This is a genomic window from Pelomonas lactea (assembly GCF_043555885.1).
In the GTDB taxonomy this organism is placed as follows: domain Bacteria; phylum Pseudomonadota; class Gammaproteobacteria; order Burkholderiales; family Burkholderiaceae_C; genus Pelomonas; species Pelomonas lactea.
Genome location: NZ_JBIGHX010000001.1, coordinates 807,257 through 827,270 on the forward strand (window position 1 = coordinate 807,257; position 20,014 = coordinate 827,270).

Annotated in this window: 17 protein-coding genes; 8 read left to right on the plus strand and 9 right to left on the minus strand. The window is 72.0% G+C overall.

Annotation, left to right across the window (positions count from 1 at the left end):
* Positions 1-12: 12 nt before the first annotated feature.
* Entirely contained in the window at positions 13-681 is a 669-nt protein-coding gene (locus tag ACG04Q_RS03620) for a helix-turn-helix transcriptional regulator (protein WP_394509454.1), read from the minus strand.
* A 287-nt stretch (positions 682-968) separates the two neighbouring features.
* Between ACG04Q_RS03620 and ACG04Q_RS03625 the strand changes: the two genes are divergently transcribed.
* Both ACG04Q_RS03625 and ACG04Q_RS03630 read left to right on the plus strand, forming a co-directional pair.
* On the plus strand, positions 969-1,769 hold the full coding sequence (locus ACG04Q_RS03625; protein ID WP_394509455.1) for a class II glutamine amidotransferase: 801 nt from the start codon (positions 969-971) through the stop codon (positions 1,767-1,769).
* A gap of 22 nt (positions 1,770-1,791) precedes the next feature.
* Positions 1,792-3,024, plus strand: coding sequence for a cyanophycinase (locus ACG04Q_RS03630; protein WP_394509457.1), 1,233 nt, complete (start codon positions 1,792-1,794; stop codon positions 3,022-3,024).
* Here the strand turns inward: ACG04Q_RS03630 and ACG04Q_RS03635 are convergent.
* From ACG04Q_RS03635 to ACG04Q_RS03655, 5 genes are all read right to left on the minus strand, one after another.
* Positions 3,002-4,177, minus strand: a complete 1,176-nt coding sequence (locus ACG04Q_RS03635) for an acyltransferase family protein (RefSeq protein WP_394509458.1) — start codon at positions 4,175-4,177, stop codon at positions 3,002-3,004. The genes ACG04Q_RS03630 and ACG04Q_RS03635 overlap by 23 nt on opposite strands.
* A 60-nt stretch (positions 4,178-4,237) precedes the next feature.
* Entirely contained in the window at positions 4,238-4,930 is a 693-nt protein-coding gene (locus ACG04Q_RS03640) for a LytR/AlgR family response regulator transcription factor (RefSeq protein WP_394509459.1), read from the minus strand.
* Positions 4,918-5,985 carry a sensor histidine kinase gene (locus tag ACG04Q_RS03645; protein WP_394509460.1) on the minus strand — a complete coding sequence of 356 codons (1,068 nt, stop codon included), beginning with the start codon at positions 5,983-5,985 and terminating at the stop codon, positions 4,918-4,920. The genes ACG04Q_RS03640 and ACG04Q_RS03645 overlap by 13 nt, the downstream gene beginning before the upstream one ends.
* A gap of 74 nt (positions 5,986-6,059) precedes the next feature.
* On the minus strand, positions 6,060-8,297 hold the full coding sequence (locus ACG04Q_RS03650; protein ID WP_394509461.1) for a M9 family metallopeptidase: 2,238 nt from the start codon (positions 8,295-8,297) through the stop codon (positions 6,060-6,062).
* A gap of 222 nt (positions 8,298-8,519) precedes the next feature.
* The gene (locus tag ACG04Q_RS03655) at positions 8,520-9,314 is read right to left on the minus strand and encodes an AraC family transcriptional regulator (RefSeq protein WP_394509462.1); all 795 of its coding nucleotides are present in this window, start codon (positions 9,312-9,314) and stop codon (positions 8,520-8,522) included.
* Between the two features lie 171 nt (positions 9,315-9,485).
* On the opposite strand from ACG04Q_RS03655, the gene ACG04Q_RS03660 reads away from it, so the two are divergent.
* A complete protein-coding gene (locus ACG04Q_RS03660) occupies positions 9,486-10,628 on the plus strand; it encodes a GGDEF domain-containing protein (RefSeq protein ID WP_394509675.1) in 1,143 nt (380 codons plus the stop codon).
* Positions 10,629-10,635: 7 nt separating this feature from the next.
* On the opposite strand, the gene ACG04Q_RS03665 is transcribed toward ACG04Q_RS03660, so the two are convergent.
* Positions 10,636-10,929, minus strand: coding sequence for a hypothetical protein (locus ACG04Q_RS03665; RefSeq protein WP_394509463.1), 294 nt, complete (start codon positions 10,927-10,929; stop codon positions 10,636-10,638).
* A 136-nt stretch (positions 10,930-11,065) separates the two neighbouring features.
* On the opposite strand from ACG04Q_RS03665, the gene ACG04Q_RS03670 reads away from it, so the two are divergent.
* From ACG04Q_RS03670 to ACG04Q_RS03690, 5 genes are read left to right on the plus strand one after another with little or no spacing between them, the layout of a single operon-like run.
* Positions 11,066-12,190, plus strand: coding sequence for an MlaE family ABC transporter permease (locus ACG04Q_RS03670; protein WP_394509464.1), 1,125 nt, complete (start codon positions 11,066-11,068; stop codon positions 12,188-12,190).
* Positions 12,187-13,014, plus strand: a complete 828-nt coding sequence (locus ACG04Q_RS03675) for an ABC transporter ATP-binding protein (protein WP_394509465.1) — start codon at positions 12,187-12,189, stop codon at positions 13,012-13,014. Before ACG04Q_RS03670 ends, ACG04Q_RS03675 begins: the two co-directional genes overlap by 4 nt.
* Complete coding sequence (locus tag ACG04Q_RS03680) at positions 13,011-14,096, plus strand: MlaD family protein (protein ID WP_394509466.1); 1,086 nt, start codon at positions 13,011-13,013, stop codon at positions 14,094-14,096. Before ACG04Q_RS03675 ends, ACG04Q_RS03680 begins: the two co-directional genes overlap by 4 nt.
* Complete coding sequence (locus tag ACG04Q_RS03685; RefSeq protein ID WP_394509467.1) at positions 14,093-14,713, plus strand: ABC-type transport auxiliary lipoprotein family protein; 621 nt, start codon at positions 14,093-14,095, stop codon at positions 14,711-14,713. The genes ACG04Q_RS03680 and ACG04Q_RS03685 overlap by 4 nt, the downstream gene beginning before the upstream one ends.
* A 43-nt stretch (positions 14,714-14,756) precedes the next feature.
* On the plus strand, positions 14,757-15,293 hold the full coding sequence (locus tag ACG04Q_RS03690; protein ID WP_394509468.1) for a lipocalin family protein: 537 nt from the start codon (positions 14,757-14,759) through the stop codon (positions 15,291-15,293).
* A 37-nt stretch (positions 15,294-15,330) separates the two neighbouring features.
* Here the strand turns inward: ACG04Q_RS03690 and ACG04Q_RS03695 are convergent, their stop codons facing one another.
* Positions 15,331-16,707, minus strand: coding sequence for an efflux transporter outer membrane subunit (locus ACG04Q_RS03695; RefSeq protein ID WP_394509469.1), 1,377 nt, complete (start codon positions 16,705-16,707; stop codon positions 15,331-15,333).
* Positions 16,708-16,720: 13 nt separating this feature from the next.
* The gene (locus tag ACG04Q_RS03700; RefSeq protein ID WP_394509470.1) at positions 16,721-20,011 is read right to left on the minus strand and encodes an efflux RND transporter permease subunit; all 3,291 of its coding nucleotides are present in this window, start codon (positions 20,009-20,011) and stop codon (positions 16,721-16,723) included.
* Between the last annotated feature and the right edge of the window lie 3 nt (positions 20,012-20,014).

A 20,014-nucleotide genomic window follows, 5' to 3' on the forward strand; every position in this document is an offset into this window, starting at 1 on the left:
GCGGCACGCGCGTCAGTTCACCAGCTTGGCCGGCCGCAGCGACGACACCAGCGGCGGCAGCAGCGCCAGCTGGCGCATCAGCTCGCCGATGCTGTCGGCGCCGCTCTTGGCGCGGATGCTCTGGATCTGGCTGCGCACCGTCGAGATGGCCACGCCTTGCCGCTGCGCCACCTCGGTGGGCTTGACGCCGTTGGACAGCGCTTTCAGCACCTCGGTCTCGGCCGGCGTGAGCTGGTAGCGCAGCGCGAACCACTGCGCGGCCAGGTCGCCGCACAGTTGGCGGCGCTCCAGGATCAGCAGCACGGCGGCCTGGCTGACGTCGCGGTTCAGCGGCACGACGACGACGTTGGCACGGCCGCATTCGGCACGTTCGTCGCCCAGGCGCAGCAGGCAGCGCCGGCCGCTCGCCTCGGCGCCTTCCAGCGCTTCGGCGAACGGGACCGCGTCGGTCAGCAGCCGCGCGCGCAGGTGCGGGCCCACGACCTCCAGCGGGTGGTTGTCGTCCAGCGTGGCGCGCGCTGCCAGGTTGGCGTGCAGCATGCGGCCGGCGCCATTGAGCAGCACGACGCCATGGTCGAGCTCCTCCAGCACCAGCCCCATCCACTGGCTGGACAGCGACGCCGCCTGGCGGCGCTCCTGGGGGCGGCCGGGCGCCTGACCCGGCTGAACAAACTCATTCATCCACATGGCAGCACTCCTCGGCCCACCCGCTGCGAGCCATCCTCAAAGCGTAGGAGAGCATGTTTGGACCCGGGCGTAAATGTTGCTGGATGTGTTTGTGAACGAATTACAGGGGCGCGTCATTTCGGCCAAACGCATTTCCAGACTAGGGATTGCAAGACGCTGGGCGCCGGCTGTGAACAACGCACGATGGCATGAGCTCATGACGGAACAATCGTTGGCGTTTCTGTCATCGCGCATCAGACTGGCGCCGTTGTCCATTGCACCCGCCACTGCCTGACCGTCCGATGTGTGAGCTTTTCGCCCTCAACAGCCGCCTGGCCGCCGCCGCGAATTTCTCGCTGAGCGGCTTTGCCGCCCGCGGCGGCCGCACGGCAGACCACGTTGACGGTTGGGGCGTGGCCTTCCACGCCGGCGAGCGCTGCGAGGTGGTCGTCGAGGACCGCCCCGCCGCCGAGTCGGACCTGGCCTCCCACTACGGCCGCCACCCGGTGCAGGCGCGCAACATCATTGCCCACATCCGCAAGGCCACGCAGGGCGTGCGCGCGGTGGAGAACTGCCACCCCTTCCGCCGCGACTGGGCGGGCCGCAGCTGGGTGTTCGCCCACAACGGCGACCTGAAGGACTTCCACCCCGACCTGGACGGTAGCTTCACGCCCGCCGGCCAGACCGACAGCGAGCGCGCCTTCTGCTGGCTGATGCAGCGGCTGCAGCAGCGTTTCGGCGACGCCGCGCCGGCCTGGCCCGAGCTGGCCGCCACGCTGACGCCATGGCTGCACGAGATCGCCGAGCACGGCCGCTTCAACCTGCTGCTGACCGACGGCCGCGCGATGCTGGCGCACGCCTCCACCAAGCTGCACTGGCTGCGCCGCCAGGCGCCCTTTGGCCACGTGCGGCTGCGCGACGGTGACCTCAGCGTGGACCTGTCCCTGCTGAACGGCCCGCGTGACCGCATGACGCTGGTGGCCACCGAGCCGCTGACGCACGACGAGGCCTGGCAGCCCTTCCAGCCGGGCGAGGTGCGCGTGTTCGAGCAGGGCGATTGCATCTACTTGAGCGAGGGCATCGCCGCGCAAGTGGCCGCCTGAACTGCCGCTTAAGCTCGGGGGCATGCCTGCCCTCCTGTGCCGACTGACCGCCGCGGCGGTCCTTCTCCTTCATCTCGCCGCCCACGCGGGCACCGCCATCGTCATCGGCGGCGCCACCAAGAGCGACAACGACGCCGTCTGGCAGCGCATCGTCGACGAGGCCGGCGGCCCGGGCGCGCGCATCGCCGTGTTCGCGACCGCCGCCGCCAACCCCGAGCGCAGCGCCGGCCTCATCGTCGCGTCGCTGAACCGGCGCGGCGCCAACGCCGAGGCCATCCCCGTCGCGCCGCGGCAGAAGGATGTGGACTGGCAGGCCAACCTGAACGACCCGGCGCTGATCGCCAAGGTCGCCGCGTCCAAGGCGGTGTTCTTCTCGGGCGGCGCACAGGAGTACATCGTCGACACGCTGCAGCCCGGCGGCAAAGCGACGGCGATGCTGAAGGCCATCCGTCAGGTGTTCGACGACGGCGGCGTCGTGGCCGGCACCAGCGCGGGCGCGGCCATCATGAGCCGCCTCATGTTCCGCGACGCGCCGGACAACCTGCAGATCCTCAAGGGCCAGTGGCGCGACAAGCGCGAGTACGACCAGGGCCTGGGCTTCGTCATGCCGGGCCTGTTCGTGGATCAGCATTTCCTCAAGCGCGGGCGCATCGGCCGCTTGCTGCCGGCGATGCAGGCGCTGGGCTACACGCTGGGCCTGGGCGTGGAGGAGAACACGGCCGCCGTCGTCAAGGGCCACGAGGTGGAGATCGTCGGCGCGCGCGGCGCGATGCTGGTGGACCTGTCCGAAGCCTCGTCAGACGCGAAGCTGCCGGCCTTCAACGTGCGCGGCGCCGTCATCAGCTACCTGGACCGCGGCGACCGGCACGACCTCAAGACCGGCCTCACCACGCCTGCCGCCCACAAGCTGCGCGACCAGAAGCTCGACCCCGCCGCGGCGGACTACCGCCCCTACCTGCAGTTCGACCACTACTTCCTCGACATCCTGGCCGACAACATGATCGTGACGGCCATGTCGCAACTGCTGGACAGCCGGCAGCCCGAGGTGCGCGGCCTGGCCTACCGCGTGCGGCCGCGGCCGGGCGACCTGGCGCCGGAGCTGGGCTTCGAGTTCCGGCTCTACAAGGGGCCGGGCACGGTCGGCTGGTTCAGCAACGCGCTGGGCGGCGACGACTACACGGTGCTGAAGGTGCGGCTGGACGTGACGCCGGTGCGCATGGCCGCGCCGCTGTTCACGCCGCTGCTGCCGAACTGACGGCCGGCTCGGCCTTGCGCGGCCGGCGCTGGATGCCCAGCAGCAGCGCCAGCCCCGGCACGCGGCGCGCGCCCAGGTAGGCCAGTGCGCAGATCGCAAAGGTCAGCACGATCAGCAGCCCCGCCTCCAGGCCCCAGGGCAGTACCAGCGGCTTCAGCGCCTGCGTCAGCAGCACGATGACGCTCTGGTGCAGGATGTAGAGGCAGAACACCGCCGCGGCGGCCTCGCGCAGCGCCGGCGTCTCGCGCTGGAAAGCGCGCTGCGCCCAGCCACAGCAGGCGACGATGGCCCACCAGGTCAGCGCGCCGCGCAGCGTGCGGGCCGCGACCAGCCCCGCGTCAGGCGGCACCGCGTCCGCATAGCGGGCATTGAACGCCAGCAGCGCGGCCCAGGTCGCCAGTGACACGGCCAGCGCCGCCCAGCGCAGCCGCAGCGCCGCCGGCCACAGGCCTTGCGCCAGCGGCGTGCGGCTGGCCCAGCCGACGGCGAACACGAAGCCGTACTGCAGGTGGTTGTAGAGGTCGTGCACGAGGTCGTGTGTCGACGGCCAGTGCGGCATGACGGTCACGCGCAGCAGAGCCAGCGGCACCGCGGGCGCCAGCAGCCAGGCCCAGGCGGGCAGCTCGACGGCCCGCGGCTTCAGCTTCAACGACGCGAGCGCCGCCCCCGCCACTGCGTAGACCCACAGGTAGGGCAGGAACCACAGGTGGTTCCAGGTCGGCACGTCCAAGCAGTCGTCGCCGCGGCACAGCGCACCGCCCTTCAGGTAGCGCGCCCAGAAGTCCAGATAGCCGCCGTCGCCCGGCAGCAGTTCGGGCGCCTGTGTCCGCACCTCGAAGTAGGCCTGCGGCGTGACGATGATGACCATGCCGAACAGCAGCGGCAGCAGCAGGCGCCGCGAGCGGTCCTTCAGCGTGCCGAGCGCGCCGCGCTTCGCGAACAGGCCCTGGCAGGCTGCGCCGGCGATGAGGAACAGCAGCGACAGCCGCCACGGCGAGCTGAGCTGCATGAAGGGCTCCAGCGCGTCACTGGCGGCGGGGCTTTTCACGTGCCAGTCCCAGGTCACGTAGTACATGCCGACGTGGTACGGGATCAGCAGCGCGAAGGCGGCGACGCGCAGGCCGTCGAGAAAGGGCAGGCGGGGTGTGTTCATGGCCCGCAGCGTCGCCGGCCCGGCCGCGCGGCGCGACGGCGGCGGGGCGAATGGCGGGCGCTATGGGGTGAATGTGTCCAGCACGTCGCGGTAGCCGCGCGACACGCGCAGCACCTCGCCGCAGGCGAGCGTCAGCAGCGCCTCGCCACTGGCCAGGCGTTCGATGCGCTGCACATGCGCCGGGTTGACGGCATGGCTGCGGTGCACGCGCAGGAAGCGCGCGGCCCAGCCGGGGCGGGCCAGCGCGTCGGCCAGCGTGGCGCGCTCCAGCAGGCTGCGCGGCGGCAGGTGCAGCTCGATGTAGTTGTCGGCCGCCGAGATCCACGGCACGTCGGCCAGCCGCACGCGCTCGCCGCCCACCCACCATTCGCCCACCGGCGCGGGCGGCTGTGCCAGGCGCTCGCGCACGCGGGCCAGCGCGGCGGCCAGGCGCTCGGGCGTGTAGGGCTTGAGCAGGTAGTCCAGCGCCGCGAGCTCGAAGGCCTGCAGCGCATGTTCGGCATGCGCGGTCGAGAAGATGACGCTGCGCACGCCCCGCTCGCGCAGCGCGGCGGCCAGCTGCACACCGTTGCCGCCGGGCATCTCGATGTCCAGCAGCGCGAGGTCGGGCGGCGCGGCGAGCGTCTGCACCAGGGCCAGCGCGGCCGGCGCGTCGGGGGCTTCCAGCAGTTCGGCGACGTCGGGCTCGGCAGCCAGCAGCCGGCGCAGCCGGGCGCGCGCGGCGGGCTCGTCGTCGACGATCAGGATGCGCATGGCAGGCCCACGGTCAGCGTCATGCCCGCACCGTCCGGCGCGAAGGCCACGCTGGCCGCGCTGCCATAGCGCGCCGCCAGCCGCTCGCGCAGGTTGCGCAGGCCCAGGCCGCCGTCGGGGTCGGGCGGCGACGCGGGCACGGGCGTGTCGCCGTGGTTGCTGACGCGCAGCGTCAGGCGCTCGCCTTCGCGCGCCGCCGCCACGACGACCTCGACACGGCCGCGGTGCCGCGCCACGTCGTGCTTGATGGCATTCTCCACCGGCGCCAGCAGCAGCAGCGCCGGCAGCCGGCAGGCCAGCGCAGCGTCGTCGGCCTCGATGCGCACCACCAGCCGCTCGGGGCCGAAGCGCGCCTGCATGAGCGCGAGGAAGGGCTGCACCAACGCCAGCTCCTCGCCCAGCGTGTGCTCGGCGCGCTGCTGCGCGGCCAGCGTCTGGCGCAGCAGGTCGGCCAGCTGGCACAGCAGGCGGTCGGCGCGGGGCACGTCCTCGTACATGACCGAGGAGATCAGGTTCAGCGTGTTGAACAGGAAGTGCGGCTGCACCTGGTCGGCCAGGCGCGCCAGGCGCACCTCGGCCAGCTCGCGGCGGGCACGGTCCAGCTCCTGGGCGCGCAGGCTGGCGGCCTGGGCCATCCAGACGCCGCGCGAGATCAGGCAGAAGCTCAGATAGCTGACCGCGTCCTTGCCGCCCTCGTAGATCAGCACCGTCCGCAGATCGTCGGGGTGGTAGTCGACGCCGGCGAGGGCGTAGACCGCGAAGCGCAGGCCGAACATGCCGCCGACGTGCAGCAGGCTGAACAGTGGCATCGCCACCGCATGGGTGGCCAGCTGGCGCCCCCACGGCCGTCCGCGCAGGCGTCCCATCAACGCATGCACGCCCAGGGCCAGGCCGCCGATGACGACGACGGAACTGAACTCCCACAGGAAGGGCTCCCAGGGATGCGCGCCACCGGACAGGCGATAGGTCTGCAGTGCGGAGACGCTGAGCAGCAGGCCAATGACGGCCAGCAGCGCGAAATACGGAAGGCGCCAGCGGCGCGGCAGCAGGGACATGGCGGCAGCGTAGCGGGCTTTGCCGCCGCGCCGCTGCCATCCGCCCCGTCAGCAGGGCGCCTCGCCCCATCGCGTCAGGGCTTGGGGACGTCGTAGGTGGCGGCGATGCTGACGCCGCTGTAGCTGGCGCGCGGGTCCTTGGAACCGAGCACGACGTAGTACCAGTCCGACGCGGACGGCTGGCCGATGTTGACGCTCTGAGCCGTGCCAGGCTGCGCGGAGCGCGCCAGGTACTGGGCTGCCGTGGGCCAGCGGCCGTAGTCCACCGACAGGCTCAGGTCGCCCGTGCCGCCGCTGCTGAAGATGCGCACATTGCTCGCTCCGACCGGCAGGCGCAGGTAGAGATAGTTGACGGTGGCGGCCGGCAGGAAGACGGAGCAGTTGCGGCCGAGGTAGAGCGTGGACTTGTCGGCGCAGGCGGGCAGTGTTGCATCGGTCGGCAGCGGCGGCTGGCCGGCCGTCGTCGCGCTGGCCACCCAGCTCGCGAACTCGGCGTCGTAGCGCGTGCCGATGGCCTGCATGCGCGCTTGGTAGCCGGCATAGTCGCCGAGGCGGAACAGCGCGAGGTTGGCATCGACGTCGCTGCGGTGGCGCTCGACCATGAAGCGCGTGGCCATATAGCCCCAACGGTAGGCGCGGTTGACGTAGTCGGCCATCTGGTAGGTGTTGCCGAAGATGTCGCTGAGCTTGTACTGGGCCGTACGCGCCGCGTCGATGGCGGCCTGGTTGTTGTTGCCCAGCGAGAGGTATTCAGCAATGCCTTCTATCCACCAGACGGTGGGCTTGGAGGTGCTCAGCGCGAAATCGCCGGCCATGTCGAAGCGGCCGTCGAGGTAGTGGATGTATTCGTGCTTGAGGTTCCAGATCTGGAAGTCGGGCAGCCAGGTGGCCTTGTAGGCGACAAAGCGCGCCTGGTTGGCGGTGTCGGCCGGGTTGCCTTCGAGATACATGCCGCCGTTGTCGGTGCTGATGCCGTAGATCAACGAGGCGTACTTCTGGTAGTTGGCGTAGTCGTCGAACACCACCACTTCCAGCGCGCCGTTGTTGTCGTTGGGAACCGGCTTGCGTTGGGTTTTCAGCATGGTGTGCGCATAGCTCTCCTCCGCGGCGAGCTGGGTGCAGGTGTCGCTGAACTGCGCGGCGGTGAGGGCCTGGGCGCGCACGCGCAGCGTGCTGCTGCAGCTCTGCGAGAACTTCAGGACCGCGTTGGCTAGCGTGGTCTTGTAGTTGCAGGTGCCGTAGCTGGCGCAGTTGGCGTTGTCGTAGTAGCTGACCGCTTCGGCCGCGACGGCCCACAGCGAGACGCTGTTGTCGCTTGGCCGGCTGGTGGCCAGCGTGTCGCGGATCTCCTGGCTGACCGTGGGCAGCAGCGCCGGGTACTGGCCGTAGCGCAGCGCCTCGCGCAGAGCGTCATTGAGCTGGTAGTCGTTGGGCGTGCCGAGCAGTGCGGCGCGGTTGCCGCGCACGAAGCCGTACAGGGCCTGTGTGTAGCTCGGATCGTTCTGCAGCGCGGCCGCCGCGCCGTCGCGCCAGTGCACGTAGTACATGACCGTCAGCACGCCGGTGAAGCCGGCGGCCACGGTGCGCTCGCTCAGCGCCTGCACGGCATTGGGGCTGGCCTGCGTGTTGGTGAAGCGCGTGACGAGGCTGCGCATGCGCGGCATGTAGTAGAGCTCGTCGCTCTGATTGGTGAGCAGCGTCATCACCTCGCCCGCCGTCGTGTAGCCGGGCGTGTTGGCCCGCATCAGCCGGTTGCCGTCGATGAGGCCGCCGATGGCGCTGCGCGTGACATCACGCACCGCGGCGGGCGGCGTGGGGCCGCTGCCGCCGCTGGCCACGTAGTAGGCGGCGCGCAGATAGAGGGTCAGGTTGACGAGGCGGATGTTGGTGGCGTCGTAGCTGGCGGCCTCCTGCGCAAAGCGCTGCGCCACGGCGGTGGCGTTGGCGGCGCTGAACACGCTGGCTGCACGCGTACCGCTGAGCGAGAACAGGCCGTAGTGGCAGTCGAAGGCCGGCAGGTTGGCGATGTAGTCGGCCAGGGCGCTGCCCTGCAGGCCGGCCAGCACGCTCATGTCTTCGCAGGGCCGCGCGGTGGCAGCCAGCGCCGTCACGCGGCCGGTGTCGAGCCTGGCGTTTCGCGGCGGCGTCAGCAGCTGGTACTGCGCCTGCTCGGGCGAGGGCGGCAGCACGCTGCGCTGGCTGGGGCGCGGCGCCTGCTGGGTCGGGTGGTCGTGTGCCAGGGCCAGCGTGGCCAGCGTGCCTAGTGCCAGGCTCGTGGCCAGGCTCGTCGCCAGGCGGTGCAAAGTCCTCATGGGTGTCTCCGGTTGTGAATGCCGCCGCCACTGATGAGGCGATGCGGCAGCGGCGCACCGTACGCAGGCCGCGTCGGCCCGTCTTGTGCGGATTCGCTGCGATCGGCGAGGACTGACGCCCCCGGTCAGCGCGGCTTCGGCGCCGCCTTCACGGGGCGCGCTACGGGTTGTCCCGGCCCGGGTTGCACCCGGTCGCGCCGCGGCGGGCGCGGATACAGGGTGTCACGCGTTGTCGGGGCGGATGTCGCGCACCCAGCGGCGGAAGGCCAGCGGCGTGAGGCCGGTCAGCGCGCGGAACTGCTTGGTCAGCGCGCTCTGGTCGCAGAAGCCGCAATCCAGCGCGATGTCGCTGATGCGGCGGTCGCTGGCCTGCAGCAGCCGCGCCGCGGCATCGATGCGCAGCTTGGTCAGATACTGGCTGGGGCTGAGGCGGAAGATCTTCTTCATGCGGCGCTCGAACTGCGCGACGTTGAGGCCGGCATGGTCGGCCAGCATCTCGACGCCGAGCGGCTCGGCATGCCGCGCGAGCATCAGGTCGACGACGGCGGCCATGCGCGCGTCGACCATGCCGGATCGGCTGGGCTCCTCCAGATCGCGCGACAAGCAGGCCAGGCCGATGACACGGCCCGCCCGGTCGTGCAGCGGCAGCTTGGTGCTCAGGCACCAGCCGGGCTGGCGGTTGGCAAACAACGTCAGGTCGAGGTTGTCGAGCACCGGCGCGCCGGTGCGGAACAGCTGCTCGTCCTGGGCCATGTAGCGCTCGGCCATGTGGGCCGGGAACAGCTGGCGCGCGGTGCGCCCGATGGCGTCGCCCTCGTGCACCAGGCCGCAACGCTCGGCGCAGGCCTGCGAGATCGACACATAGCGGCCGCTGCGGTCCTTGATGGAGAAGACCATGTCCGGCTGGCGGTCGAACAGGGCCTCCACCCACGCCAGCGGCTGCGCGAGCTCACGCAGGAACTGCTGGCGCCACTGCGCGACGCCGGGCTCGGACGGGGACACGTCGGTGCAGATCAAGACGGGGCGGCTCCGAAATGGGCGCGCAGTTTGCGCGTGCCGCCCTGCCACCGGCCAGCCCCTCATCCGGGTGACGCATCAATCCTTATTGCGCACCAGGCGCCACTGCGCCAGCCCGGCCGAGGCGCCTAGACTGGCGGTTCGGCGCATGGGAGACACGACGTGCTGGACATGCTGGAGCTGCGCACCATCAGCGGCGTCACCGGGGTGATGGGCTGCCTGATGGCGCTCGTGATGGCGTTCCAGCGCCGCAGCTACCCGCCGTCCATCCACGGCCTGGGCCACTGGACGGCGGCGCCCCTGCTGGCATTCGCGTCGGCCCTGCTGTTCACGCTGCGCGGCGTGCTGCCGGCGCTGCTGTCGGCCGGGCTGGCCAACGCGCTGATGTTCGCGGCGGCCGCGACCTTCCTAGCCGGCAGCTGCCGCTTCTTCGGGCAGCCGCTGTCCGCGCGGGCCACGTCGCTGCTGTGGCTGACGGGCGCGGCGACGCTGCTGTTCATGAGCCTGTTCAATGGCGGCTACGGCTGGCGCGTGCTGTTCATGGGCCTGCTGCTGGGCGGCGTCGTCGCCTGGCATGCCGCCGTCGTCTGGCGCCAGCCGCAGCACAGCTTCGCGACACGCTTCACCGGCACCGTGCTGGCGCTGATGAGCGCCATCATCCTGGCCCGCGCCGTGAGCGCGCCGTTCGCTCCGCCGCAGGAGGGCCTGTTCACGCCGGCGCCCATGCAGGTGGTGTACCTGCTGGGCCTGGCCTTCGGCACGCTGCTGACCAGCATCGGCACGGTGCTGATGGCGTCGGAGCACCTGCGCCGCGAGCTGGAGCGCCTCATCACGCACGACAGCCTGACGGGTGCGCTGACGCGCCGCGCGCTGTTCGCGAGCGGCGAGGCGGAGCTGGCGCGCGCGCGGCGCCAGGGGCGCCCGATGGCGGTGCTGATGCTGGACCTGGATCACTTCAAGCAGATCAACGACGAGCACGGCCACCGCGTGGGAGACCGGGTGCTGGTGGACTTCGTCGCCCGCGCGCATGCGGTGCTGCGCCGCCCGGCCGTGCTGGGCCGCTACGGTGGCGAGGAGTTCGTCGCGCTGCTGCCGGACACCGACACGGCGCAGGCGCTGGCGGTGTCCGAGCGCATCCGCGCCAGCACTTGCGCCGACCCGGCGCTGCCGCGCTGCGCGGTCAGCATCGGTGTGGCCGCCGCGCAGCCGCAGGACTCGCTGGAGGCGCTGATCAACCGGGCCGATGCCGGCCTGTACGACGCCAAGGCGCTGGGGCGCAATCGCGTCGTGGCGCGCGGCCCGGCCCCGCACTGAGGCGGCGCTAGCGTCGCGCGCGCGGCGGCTGCGAGGCGGCCCGCTCGCCACCGTCGACCAGCTCGCCGCGGCGCTGGGCGTCCAGGCCCGGCGTTGCGCGCAGGTCGGTGTCGACCTGCCCCTGCTTCAGGTCATGCGCGGCGCGCTTCATGTGCGGGTCGGGAGCCGGGTGGGTGGCATCGGTCTGCTGGTCACGCTCGTGCGGCAGCGCCGGTCCGTCCGGCGCCACGGCGCCGCGCTGCGTCTTCTCTTCGGAGCGGGGGGAGGTCTTGGACTTCATGGCGGGCTCACGGGGTTGCATGACGCCACTGTGGCCGCCGCGCGGCCGGCCCGCTGTAGTCGCAGGCCCACTTCGGGCGTGGGCGGCGTGCCGTCCTACAAAGCGCGCCGCCGGCGTCCGGGCCGGCGGCGCGCGGCCAGCGCCGAGCATGCAGCCCATGACGCCGTCCCTCGCCGCCCCGCCAACGCCGCACGCCGCTACAGAGCGCGCTGCGCATTGGACCGGCGACGGCGCGCGCTGGCAGCTGGTGCTGGCCGGCGACGGGCACGGCGCGCCGCTGCCGCCTGCGCCCGACGGGCTGGCCGCGGCGCCGGGCACCCAGGTGAGCTTCGACAGCAGCGGGCTGTCGCATTGGCAGCCGGGCTTTGTGGCGTCGCTGTGGCAGCGGCTGGCCCCGCTGGCGCGCGCAGGGGTCGAGCTGGACCTGACCGGCCTGCCGCGCGGCCTGCAGCCCATGCTGGGGCTGAGCCTGCCCGCGCCCGCCGGGGCGTCGAGCCGCGCGCGCGACGCCGACGACGCACCGCCGCCCGACCCCGCGTGGCGCAAGACGCTGGCCTTCGTCGGCGACCTGCTGGGCGCGCTGGGCCGGCTGGCCCGCGGCCGCACCGCGATGCGGCTGAGCGACTGGCTGTGGCAGGTCGAGCAGACCGGGCCGCGCAGCCTGCCCATCGTGCTGCTGGTGGCCACGCTGGTGGGGCTGATCGTGGCCTACATGGGCGCGGAGCAGCTGCAGCGCTTCGGCGCGCAGAGCTTCATCGCCAACCTCGTCACCATCGGCGTGGTGCGCGAGATCGCGGCGCTGGTGGTGGGCATCGTGCTGGCGGGGCGCGTCGGCGCGGCCTTCGCGGCGCAGATCGGCAGCATGCGCGCCGGCGAGGAAATCGATGCGCTGACGACGCTGGGCGTGGACCCGGTGGAACACCTGGTGCTGCCGCGCATGCTGGCGCTGCTGGTCACGGGCCCGCTGCTGACGCTGTGCGCCGGCCTGGCCGGGCTGGCCGTGGGCGGCGCGGTGGCCGTGGGGCTGTACGACGTGCCCGCGATGGCCTACCTGAGCACGACGCGCGAGGCGCTGTCGGGCTGGGACCTGTTCGTCGGCCTGCTCAAGGGCAGCGTGTACGCGGTGCTCGTCGCGCTGGCCGGCTGCCGCCAGGGCCTGAACGCGGGCCGCAGCGCGCAGGCCGTGGGCGAGGCGACGACCGCGGCCGTCGTTCAGGCCATCGTGTGGATGGTGGTCGCCGCGTCGGCGCTCACCGTGATCTTCCAGCGGCTGGGACTATGAGCCCCGCGTCCGATCAAGCGCCGCTGCACGCGGGCCGGCCTGGGAGCGGCGCGGCACCCGGCCCGCAGGCACACGAGGTGCTGATGCGCGTGGACAACCTCGGCCTGCACGCCGGCGGCCGCGAGCTGCAGCACGGCCTGACCTTCGACGTGCGCGCCGGCGAGGTGCTGGCCATCTGCGGCGCCAGCGGCTGCGGCAAGAGCACGCTGCTGCGTCACATGATCGGGCTGCAGACGCCCGAGGTGGGCACCGTCACCTGGGTGGCCGGCGGCGAGGCGCGTGATGTGCATGGCGACGACCCGCCGCGGCGCGAGATCGGCGTGGCCTTCCAGGCCGGTGCGCTGTGGAGCAGCATGAGCGTCGGCGAGAACCTGATGCTGCCGCTGGAGCTCTACACCGACCTGGACGAGGCGCAGCGCGAGCAGCAGGCCCGCTTCAAGCTGGCACTGGCCGGGCTGGCCGACCCGGCCACCTTCGACGCCGAGCCGTCGTCGCTGTCGGGCGGCATGAGGAAGCGTGCGGCCATCGCGCGCGCGCTGATGCTGGACCCGCCGCTGCTGTGCCTGGACGAGCCCTCCGCCGGCCTGGACCCGCTGACGTCGGCGCGGCTGGACGACCTCATCAAGCGGCTGAAGACCGACGTCGGCACCGCCATCGTGCTTGTCACTCACGAGCTGGACAGCCTGTTCGCAGTGGCCGACCGGCTGCTGTTCCTGGACGTGCAGGCCCGCACCGCGACCGCACTGGGCCCGCCGGCCGAGCTGCGCGACCACGGGCCCGACGCCGTCCGCGAGTTCCTCAACCGTGGCGAGGTCCCGGCATGAAGCGCCATCGCGCCAACCCTGTGGTCATCGGCGGCTTCGTCGTCGCCGCGCTGGCCATCCTGGCCGTGGCGCTCATGGCGCTGCCCGGCCTGCACTGGTTCAAGCGCCCCGAGCGCGTGGTGATGTTCTTCTCCGGCTCGGTGTTCGGGCTGCAGAAGGGCGCGCCGGTGGTGTTCCGCGGCGTGCGCATCGGCGACGTGACCGACATCAGCGTGCACTACGACAGCACGCGCGACAGCTTCGCCATCCCCGTCGTCGCGCAGCTGGACGCCGACGCCGTGCGCGGCCTGGACGGCCGCATGGGCAACGACGACATCGCCCATGCGCTGCCCACGCTGATCGCGCGCGGCCTCAGCGCGCAGCTGGGCACGCAGAGCCTGGTGACCGGCCAGCTCTACGTGGACCTGGACTTCCGCACCAAGCCGCGCGGCACGCTGCACGGCGGCTACAAGGGCGACGCCACGGAGATCCCGACCAGCGCCACCGCCTTCCAGGCGCTGAAGAACCAGCTGGAAAGCGTGGACCTGCGCAAGATCCTGGACGACCTCAGCCAGATCGCCGCATCGGCCAAGTCGCTGGTGGCCGCGCCGGAGCTCAAGCAGGGCATGCAGGACTTCGCCGCCACGGCGGCCCACGCGCGCCGGCTGGCCGCCGAGCTGGACCGCCGGGCCGTGCCGCTGACGCGCGGCGCCGAGTCGGCACTGGCCAGCGTGGACCGGGCCGGCGGCAAGGTCTCCACCGCCGCCGACAAGCTGGGCGACGGTGCCGACAAGGCCGGCGCGCTGCTGGACCCGAAGGGCGCCGTCGTGCGCGACCTGCAGCACGCCATGAACGAGCTGGCCCAGGCCAGCAGCGCGCTGCGCGACGCCGCCGACACCGACGGCCCGCTGCTGCAGCAGACCGAACGCACGCTGCGCGAGCTGTCGCAGGCCGCCCGCACGCTGCGACAGCTGGCCCGGTCGCTGGACGCCCAGCCGCAGCAGCTGCTGCTGGGCCGCCAGCCGGATGACGGCCTGCCGGCCACCACGCCGGCGTCCGCCAAAAACCGCGCCGAGGACCGCGTCCAGGAGCCCGCACGATGACCGCTTCCCCGCCCCCCCTGCCGCGCCGCGGCCTGCTGCTGGGCCTGGCCGCCGCCGCGCTGGCCGGCTGCGCGCACCGCAGCGCACCGGCCCGCCGCCTGTACGGCCTGACCGGGCTGCCGCCGCTGCCCGCCGACGCCCGCCCCGGCCGCGACAACCGCGCCTGGGTGCTGGGCCCGCAGGTGGCCCTGCCCGAGCTGCTGGACCGCGACGAGATCCTCGTGGCCTCGGGCAGCGCCGGCCTGGCGCCCTTGCCCGAGGCCCGCTGGGCCGAACCGCTGCGCGACGCGCTGCCCCGGCTGCTGGCGGAAGACCTGGCGCGGCTGCGCCAGCCCTACCCCGTCGCGCTGGGCAAGCCGCAGGCCCCGGCCGGCGAGTCGCTGCGGCTGCTGGTGCGCGTGGACGAATGGCTGGCCCGGCCGGACGCCGCCGGCCTGCGGCTGGCGCTGCGGGCGCGCTGGCACTGGCTGCCGCTGCAGGCCCCGGTGGACACGCCGCTGCCCGCCCCCGGCAGCGCCGACCTGGCGCTGCCCTGCGCCGCGCAGGCCGATGCGCTGGCCGAGGCCTACCGGCGCAGCGTCACCGCGCTGGCCGCGGCCATCGTCGCGGGCAGCTGACGGCCGTCGCGCCAGAATGCCGGTTCCCTGCCCAGGACCTGCCATGCTGCCCACCGCCGCCCTTCGCCTGATGCTTGCCGGCGCGCTCGCCGCCGCCCTGCCCGCGGCTGCCGCGCCGGCCCCGCTGCCCACTGTCGCGCAGGTGGACCTGGCCCGCTACGCCGGGGCCTGGTACGAGATCGCGCTGCTGCCCAACCGCTTCCAGAAGCAGTGCGTGGCCGACACCCAGGCCCGCTACGCGCTGGATGGCGACCGCGTCAGCGTGCTGAACCGCTGCCGCACGGCGGACGGCCGCGTGGACGACATCCGCGGCCACGCCAAGGTGGTGGCCGGCAGCGGCAATGCCAAGCTGCGCGTGACGTTCTTCTGGCCCTTCTACGGCGACTACTGGGTGCTGGCGCTGGACCCCGACTACCGCCACGTGCTGGTGGGCGAGCCGGACCGCAAATACGCCTGGGTGCTGTCGCGCACGCCGCAGCTGGACGAGGCCACGCTGCAGGCGCTGCTGGATCGCGCCGCCGAGCTGGGCTTCGACAAGGCCGCCTTCCAGCGCACGCCGCAGACGCAGCCGCTGGACTGAGCCCGCCCCGCCCGGCGAACCGGGCAGCACCGCGGCCTCAGTTCGCCGTCAGCTTCGCCGCGAACGCCTTGTGCACGTCCAGCAGCGCGGTGGCGCGCGCCGTCTGCACCTGGATCAGCGCGTCGGCCGCGGCCAGGCGTTCCTGTTCGGCGTTCAGCAGTGCGTAGAAGTCGGTCACGCCGGCGTCGTAGCGCTTGAAGGCGAGGTCCCGCGCGCGCACGGTGGCGTCCGCCGCCTGCGCCTGGGCCACGGCCTGCAACTCGGTCTCGCGCAGCGTGGACAGGCTGCCCTGCGCGTCCTGCAGCGCGGTGAGCTGCGCCTGCTCGGCGGCGGCCACGGCGGCGTCGACACCGGCACGGGCGGCCGTTTCCTCGGCCTTGCGGGCGCCGAAGTCCAGGAAGTTCCAGTTCAGCGCAGCGGCAAGGCTGTGGATCTGCGTGCCGCTCTTGAACAGGTCGCCCGCCTTGCCGGCGCTCCAGCCGATCTGGCCGGTCAGGCCCAGCGTCGGCCAGCGCGCGGCCCAGGCGACCCGGGCCCGCGCGGCGGCGGCCTGGGCGCGCACGGTGGCGGCCTTCACGTCGGGCCGGGCGGCCAGCAGGCCGGCGGGATCGGGCAGCGCGCCCAGGCTGACGAGGCGCGGCTCGGGCATGGCGGGCAGCGGGTCGGTGTCGGCCTTGTCGCAGTCGGCCGGCGGCTGGCCGCGCAGCACGTCCAGCTGCAGGCGCACGAGGCACGCCGCGTTGCGCAGCGCGGGCACGCTGGCGGAGGTCTGCGCGACGAGCGCTTCGGCGCGGGCCTGGTCCAACGCGGTGTTGCGGCCGGCGCCGACACGGGCCTTCACGAGGTCCAGCAGCTGGTTCTGCACGACCAGCGTTTCCTTCGCGAGCTTGAGCCGGTGGCCCAGGCCGATCAGCTGGGCCTGCAGGTTCAGCGCGGTGCCGGCCAGGCTGAGCTGGGCGGCGTCGCGGTCCAGCGCGGCGCCCTGGGCGTCATAACCGGCCGCCTGCGCGGTGGCCGACACGCGGCCCCACAGGTCGATCTCCCACGCCGCCGTCGCGTTGACGCCGTAGCTGTTGAAGTTGTTGTACTGGCCCTGGTCGTTGGCGGCGCGCTGGCGGCTGGCGTTGGCGCCCGCACCCACCGACGGCAGGCGGCGCGCGCCGGCGGCGTCGGCCAGCGCCTCGGCCTGCTTGAGCCGCGCGGCGGCGGCGCGCAGGTCGCGGTTGTTGGCCAGCACGTCATCGACGACGCGCTGCAGCTGCGCGCTGTCGGCGAAGGCGGCGGTCATCTGCGCGGCGCCATTGGCTGTGAGCGGGAGCTGCGAGAACTTCTCGGGCGCCAGCGCGGCCGGTCCTTGTGACGGGCCGGGCGCGGCACAGCTGGCGACGAGAGCCGCCAGGGCGAGAGGGGTCATACGGATGAGCATGTCAGTGGCCCTCCTTCGTGGTGGGAGCGGCGTCATCGATGCCGGGATGGAAGGCATGGGCGGAGGCCTCGACCTGGGCGCGCAGCGCGGCTGCGCGGGCGCGGCGCTTCTCGGTGCCCTTGCGCAGCAGCGCGTAGAACACCGGCGTCAGGAAGATGCCGAAGAAGGTCACGCCCAGCATGCCGGCGAACACGGCGATGCCCATCGCGCGGCGCATCTCGCTGCCGGCGCCACTGCCCAGGATCAGCGGGATGACGCCGGCGCAGAACGCGATGGACGTCATCAGGATGGGGCGCAGCCGCAGGCGGCAGGCCTCGATGACGGCGTCGGCCACCGAGCGGCCGTGCTCCTCCAGCTCCTTGGCGAACTCGACGATCAGGATGGCGTTCTTGCACGCCAGCCCCACCAGCACCACCAAGGCCACCTGCGTGAAGATGTTCAGGTCCCCCGGCTGCATGAACGGCGGGAAGTGCGACAGCCACAGCCCGAACAGCGCCGACAGGATGCACATCGGCACGATCAGGATGATGGCCAGCGGCAGGCTCCAGCTCTCGTACTGCGCGGCCAGCACGAGGATGACGAGCAGCACCGAGAACGCGAGCACGGCGGCCAGCGTGGGCACCTTGATCGTCGTGCCGGGCAGCGTCACGTCGCGGGTCAGGCGGTCCTGGTAGCTGAGGTCGGTGAACTCGTAGCTGAAGCCGCGCGGCAGCGTCTTCAGGATGCGCTCGATCTCGGCCTCGGCCTGGCCCGACGAGAAGCCCGGCTTGGGCGCGCCGTTGATGTCGGCGGCGGGGAAGCCGTTGTAGCGCGTCACGCGCGTGGGGCCGAAGGTGGGCTCCACGCTCATCAGCGAGCCCAGCGGCACCATGTCGCCGCCCTCGTTGCGGGTCTTGAGCTGCACGACGTCTTCGGCCTTGGCGCGGAACGGCGCGTCGGCCTGCACGATGACCTGGTAGGTCTTGCCGAACTTGGTGAAGTCGTTGACGTACAGCGAGCCGAGGTTGATCTGCAGCGTGTCGTAGATGGAGGCCAGCGGCACGCCCATCTGCTTGGCCTTCACGCGGTCGACGTTGGCGAACAGCTGCGGCACGTTGATGTCGTAGTTGGAGTACGGCGTGCCGATGCTGGTGTTGGGGTTGCCGTAGATCTGGCCCAGCGAGCCCCAGGTGGCGCCGTACAGCGCCTGCTCGCCCTGGCTGCTGCGGTCCTGCACCTGGATCTTGAAGCCGCCCGCGATGCCCAGGCCGTCCACCGGTGGCGGCGGCACGACGAACATGCGCGCACCCTGGATCTGCTGGATGGCGCCGTTGACCTGGCCGAGGATGGCTTCCTTGCTCAGCTCGCGCGAGGTGCGCTTGTCGAAGCCGTCCAGGCCGAAGAACACGATGCCTTCGTTGGGCGAGGCCGAGAAGCCGGCCACCGACAGGCCGGGGAAGGCCACCGAGTCGACGATGCCGGGCACCTTCAGCGCGATGGCGCTCATCTGGCGGATCACGTCCTCGGTACGGTCCAGGCTGGAGCCGGCGGGCAGCTGGGCCACGCCGATCAGGTACTGCTTGTCCGGCGCGGGCACGAAGCCGCTGGGGATGCGCGTGAACAGCAGCGCCGTGGCGCCGAGCAGCAGCGCATAGACCACCAGCGCGGCGCCCTTGCGCTTGAGGATGCCGGTGACGCCGCGGCCGTAGTCGCTGGAGCGGCGCTGGAAGAAGCAGTTGAACCAGTGGAAGAAGCGGCCGAACAGCTTGTCCATGACCACCATCAGGCGGTCTTTGGGCGCGTCATGCGGGCGCAGCAGGATGGCCGCGAGCGCCGGCGACAGCGTCAGCGAGTTGAACGCCGAGATCACCGTCGAGATGGCGATGGTGACGGCGAACTGCTTGTAGAACTGGCCGGAGAGGCCCGGCACCAGCGTGAGGGGAATGAACACCGCGCACAGCACCAGCGCGATGGCGATGATGGGGCCCGAGACCTCCTGCATCGCCTTCACGGTCGCCGCATGCGGCGTGAGGCCGTCCTGGATGTTGCGCTCGACGTTCTCGACGACCACGATGGCGTCGTCCACGACGATGCCGATGGCCAGCACGAGGCCGAACAGCGTCAGCGTGTTGATGGAGAAGCCCAGGGCCAGCAGCACCGCGAAGGTGCCGACGATGGACACCGGCACGGCGACCAGCGGGATGATGGACGCGCGCCAGGTCTGCAGGAAGATGATGACCACCAGCACCACCAGCGCGACGGCCTCGAACAGCGTGTGCACGACCTTCTCGATGGAGGTCTGCACGAAGCGCGTCGGGTCGTAGACGATGGCGTAGTCAACGCCCTTGGGGAAGCTGGGCTTGAGCTTCTCCATCGTCTTGCGGACGTTGTCCGAGATGGCCAGCGCGTTGGAGCCTGGCGCCTGGAACACGGCGATGGCGGCGGCCTCCTTGTTGTTCAGCAGGCTGCGCAGCGCGTAGGTGTTGGCGCTGATCTCGACGCGGCCCACGTCCTTCACGCGGACGAAGGCGCCGGTGCGCGGGTCGGTGCGGACGATGATGTTGCCGAACTCCTCCTCGCTGGCCAGGCGGCCCTGGGCGTTGATGGAGAGCTGGAAGTCCGTGCCCTGCGGCGACGGCGACGCGCCGACGACGCCGGCAGCCACCTGCGTGTTCTGCTCGCGGATGGCGCCGACGACGTCGCCCGCCGTCAGGTTGCGGCCGGCGAGCTTCTGCGGGTCCAGCCAGATGCGCATGGCGTAGTCGCCCGCGCCGAAGCTCTGCACCGAGCCCATGCCGGGGATGCGCAGCAGGTCGTCGCGCACGTTCAGCGTCGCGTAGTTGCGCAGGTAGAGCGCGTCGCGCGAGTTGTCCGGACTCACCAGGTGCACCACCATGGTGAGGTTGGGGCTGGACTTCTCGGTCGTCACGCCGATGGTGCGCACGATGTCGGGCAGGCGGGGCAGCGCGCGGTTGATGCGGTTCTGCACCGCCGTCTCGGCGGCCTCGGGGTGGGTGCCGATCTTGAACGTGACGGTCAGCGTCATGCCGCCATCACCGGTGGCCTGGCTCTCGAAGTAGAGAACGTTCTCCAGGCCGTTGATCTGCTCTTCCAGCGGCGTGGCCACCGTCTCGGAGATCACGCGCGGGTTGGCGCCGGGGTACTGGGCGCGCACGACGACCTGCGGCGGCGCGACCTCGGGGTATTCCGAGATCGGCAGCAGCGGGATGGCCAGCGCACCGATCAGGAAGACGAAGAGGGACAACACGGTCGCGAAACGCGGCCGGTCGATGAAGAAGCGTGAGATGTCCATGGG